Here is a 4,002-nt window from a genome sequence, read left to right on the forward strand (position 1 = left end):
GCCCTTCTCCATGACGACGACGTCGTCGGCGATCTGGCGGACCACCGCGAGGTCGTGCGTGATGAAGAGGTAGGACAGGCCGAGCTGGGCCTGCAGGTCGTTGAGCAGGTAGAGGATCTGGTTCTGCACGAGCACGTCGAGCGCGGAGACGGCCTCGTCGAGGACGATGACCTCCGGGTTGAGCGCGAGGGCGCGGGCGACGGCGACGCGTTGGCGCTGACCGCCGGAGAGCTCGTTCGGGTAGCGGCGCATCGCCGAACGCGGCAGGGCGACCATGTCGAGGAGCTCGGAGACCCGCTTGACCCGCAGGGACTTCGGGTTGAACTCCTTCTTCTCCGCGGCGCTCAGGGAGCGTCCGGCCCGGCTGGCCTCGACGAGGGCGGCGATCCACTCCTCGGGCTCGCGGCCGGTCGCCTTGGCGCGCTCGTACTCCTGCTCGGCGTAGGCGGGCGTGCCGTAGCCGTGGACGCGCAGGGGCTCTTCGATGACGCGGAAGATCGAGAACATCGGGTCGAGCGAGCCGTAGGGGTTCTGGAAGACCGCCTGGAGGCGGCGGCGCAGTGCGAAGAGCTCCTTGTCGCTCATGAGCGAGGTGTCCTGGCCGTCGAAGAAGACCTTGCCCGAGGTGGGGGACAGGAGGTGGAGCACCATGTTGGCCGCGGTCGACTTGCCCGAACCGGACTCGCCGACGACCGCGAGGGTCGTGCCGCGGCGCAGCGCGAAGGAGACGTCGTCCACGGCGAGGAGCTTCTTCGCCTCGCCCTTGGAGCCGCGGATGTCGAATTCGCGGGTGAGGTGCTCGACGCGGACGATCTCCTCGGTCGAGGTCGATCCCTTGCCCGCTCCCGTCAGCTCCTCCTCGGTCACCTGGATGCCGCGGGCGTGGGCGGACTCGATGCGCGCGGAGGCCAGCGAGGGCGCCGCCGAGACGAGGCGCTTGGTGTAGGGGTGGCGCGGGTGCTGGAGGATCTCCAGGGCGGGACCGGACTCGACGATGCGGCCGCGGTGCATGACGACGAGCTGTTCGGCGCGCTCAGCGGCGAGGCCGAGGTCGTGCGTGATGAACAGGACCGCGGTGCCGAGTTCGCGCGTGAGGGTGCCGAGGTGGTCGAGGATCCGGCGCTGGACGGTGACGTCGAGGGCGGAGGTCGGTTCGTCGGCGATGAGGAGCTTCGGGCGGGCCGCCATGCCGATGGCGATGAGGGCGCGCTGGCGCATGCCGCCGGAGAACTCGTGCGGGAACTGCTTCGCCCGGCGCTCGGCGTCGGGCAGGCCCGCTTCTTCGAGGAGGGCGGCGACGCGCTGGCCGACCTCGGAGTTGGGGACGACGTTGTTGGCCTTGAGGGCCTCCTTGACCTGGGTGCCGATGCGCAGAACCGGGTTGAGGTTCGTCATCGGGTCCTGGGGGACCAGGCCGATCCCGGAGCCGCGCAGGCGGACCCATTCCTTGGTCGACAGGCGGGTGATGTCTTCGCCGTCGAACTCGATGGAGCCGCCGGTGACCTTGCCGGTGCCGGGCAGCAGGCCGATGACCGCGGCGGCGGTCGTCGACTTGCCGGAGCCGGACTCGCCGACGATGGCGACGGTCTGGCCCGGGTAGATCGTGAGGTTCGCTCCGCGCACGGCGGGGACCACGCCGGTCGAGGTCGTGAAGGTGACTTCGAGGTCGGTGATCTTCAGGAGCGGGTTCAGATCCTCGGGGTGGAGGGCCTCGGAGTCGGCGGCGGTCTCGGCGCCGTCGAGGACTGCGGCGGTGATCGCTTCTTCGAGGGCTTCCTCGGTCATGGGAGTCGTGTTCTGCTCAGTCTGCTCAGTCACTTGCGTGCCTTCGGGTCGAGGGCGTCGCGGACCGCATCGCCCATCATGATGAAGCTGAGGACGGTGAGGGCGAGGGCGAGCGCCGGGTAGAAGAGGACCATCGGGTTGGTGCGCAGGGAGGCCTGCGCGGCGGAGATGTCCGCGCCCCAGGAGACGACGGTCGGGGGAAGGCCGATGCCCATGAAGGACAGGGAGGCTTCGGAGACGATGAAGGTGCCGAGGGCGACGGTCGCGTAGACGATGATCGGCGCCATCGAGTTCGGGAGGATGTGCGACAGGAGGATCCGCGCCTTGGAGGCGCCGGTGGCCCTCGCGGCCGTCACGAATTCCTCGTTCTTCGCGGTCATGACCGCGCCTCGGGTGATGCGGGCGATCTGGGTCCAGCCGAAGATCGACAGGACGGTGATGACCATCCACACGTTGCGGTTGTCCTTGAACATCTGCATGAAGACGATCGCGGCGAGGAGCAGCGGGATCGCGAAGAAGATGTCGGTGATGCGCGAGAGGAGCGCGTCGAACCAGCCGCCGAAGTATCCGGCGATCATACCGATGAGTCCGCCGATGAGGACGACGAAGATCGTGGTGAAGACGCCGACGGCGACCGAGGCGCGGGCGCCGTAGATGACGCGGGCGTAGATGTCGCAGCCCTGGCGGTTGAAGCCGAAGGGGTGGCCGTCGGCGGGGGCGCCGAGCGAGTTGGACAGTTCGCAGTAGCGCGGGTCCTGGCTCGTGAAGAGGCCGGGGACGAGGGCGATCGCGAGGGCGATGAGGATGATCGTTGCGGCGATCCAGAAGATCGGGCGCCTGCGGAGGCGCTTCCAGGCCTCGCCCCACAGGGATGAGGGGGCGGAGTCGTCGGCGACGGCGTCGACCGCGCCCAGGCCGGTCTCGTCGATGTCGGAGACGTAGTGGCGCTGGCCGGCGCGGGTGCGCTCGATGTTGGCGGAGGGGATGTAATCACTCATAGCGGATCCTCGGGTCGAGCACGGCGTACAGGAGGTCGACGATGAGGTTCGCGACGATGTAGACGAGCACGAGAACGGTGGTGACGGAGACGACGGTTGCGGGCTCGCCCTTGATGATGGCCTGCCAGAGGGTGCCGCCGACGCCGGAGATGTTGAAGATGCCCTCGGTGATGATGGCGCCGCCCATGAGTGCGCCGAGGTCGCCGCCGAGGAAGGTGGCGACGGGGATGAGGGAGTTGCGCAGGATGTGGCGGGTCATGACCGTGCCGTTGGCGAGGCCCTTCGCGCGGGCGGTGCGCACGTAGTCGGCGGAGACGTTCTCGGAGACCGACTGGCGGGTGAGGCGGATGACGTAGGCGAGGGAGACGCCGCCGAGGACGATGGCGGGCATCGTGAGGGATTGGAGGGTCACGTTCGCGCCGACGGTCGTGGGGAAGACCCCGAGTTTGACGCCGAGGATGAACTGGAGGACGAAGCCGAGGACGAAGGTCGGCACCGAGATGAGGAGGAGGGAGAGGACGAGGATCGTCGAGTCGAAGATCCCGCCGCGCTTGACTCCGGCGATGACGCCGAGGGCGATGCCGAGGATGCCCTCGATGGCGAGGGCGTAGAGGGCGAGCTTGACGGTGATCGGGAAGGCGCGGGCCATGACCGCCGTGACGGGCTGTCCGGAGAAGGTGGTGCCGAAGTCGAGGGTGAAGACGCCCTTGAGGTAGAGCAGGTACTGCATCCAGAAGGGCTTGTCGAGGTTGTACCTCGCGGCGATTTCGGCGTAGGCGGCGTCGGAGAGGCCCCGGTCGCCTCCGAGGGCTGCGACGGGGTCACCCGGCATGAGGTACACCATCGCGAAGATCAGGAACGTGGCGCCGAAGAAGACCGGGATGGTCTGGAGGAGCCGCCGTCCGATGTAGCGAAGCATGGACAGTCCTTCTGACAGTGGAACGGGAGTGGTCCTCCCGCTTTCGGTGGCGTCGTCACTGGGGCGACTGGCACCGGTGGTGCCGGTGCATACTTAGGGCATCATAGGGTAAACACTCGGCAAACGGGAGTCGGACCGGTGCGAGGAGGCCCCGAGGGGCGGTCGAAATCCCTGAAAGGGCCCCTTGATCGGGGCCGGGCCGGAGCCGGGGAGGGGCGGGCGTCGTGGCCGCGGATTCTTCTCGACCTGCTCGGGCTTGAAAAGCCCGGGGGGCGGGTGGACTCGCGTCCGCCCGAGAGA

At 68.4% G+C, this 4,002-nt stretch carries 3 protein-coding genes; all 3 read right to left on the minus strand.

Going from position 1 to position 4,002, the window contains the following annotated elements; translation table 11 throughout:
* Positions 1-1,785: dipeptide ABC transporter ATP-binding protein (locus ACQY7V_RS08760; protein ID WP_428639825.1), on the minus strand; the 1,785-nt coding region annotated here is incomplete at its 3' end.
* Positions 1,786-1,814: 29 nt separating this feature from the next.
* A complete protein-coding gene (locus ACQY7V_RS08765) occupies positions 1,815-2,783 on the minus strand; it encodes an ABC transporter permease (RefSeq protein WP_320657980.1) in 969 nt (322 codons plus the stop codon).
* Positions 2,776-3,702 (minus strand): ABC transporter permease, encoded by a 927-nt coding sequence (locus ACQY7V_RS08770; protein ID WP_184451446.1) that lies wholly within the window; start codon positions 3,700-3,702, stop codon positions 2,776-2,778. Before ACQY7V_RS08770 ends, ACQY7V_RS08765 begins: the two co-directional genes overlap by 8 nt.
* Between the last annotated feature and the right edge of the window lie 300 nt (positions 3,703-4,002).

Origin of the sequence: Schaalia sp., assembly GCF_050312375.1 — a bacterium.
GTDB lineage: Bacteria > Actinomycetota > Actinomycetes > Actinomycetales > Actinomycetaceae > Pauljensenia > Pauljensenia hyovaginalis.

What these genes read in the sequence shown, in the direction of transcription:
- ACQY7V_RS08765 (WP_320657980.1), bottom strand. Translation starts at nt 2,783, where the DNA reads ATGAGTGATTACATCCCCTCCGCCAACATCGAGCGCACCCGCGCCGGC.
- ACQY7V_RS08770 (WP_184451446.1), bottom strand. Translation starts at nt 3,702, where the DNA reads ATGCTTCGCTACATCGGACGGCGGCTCCTCCAGACCATCCCGGTCTTC.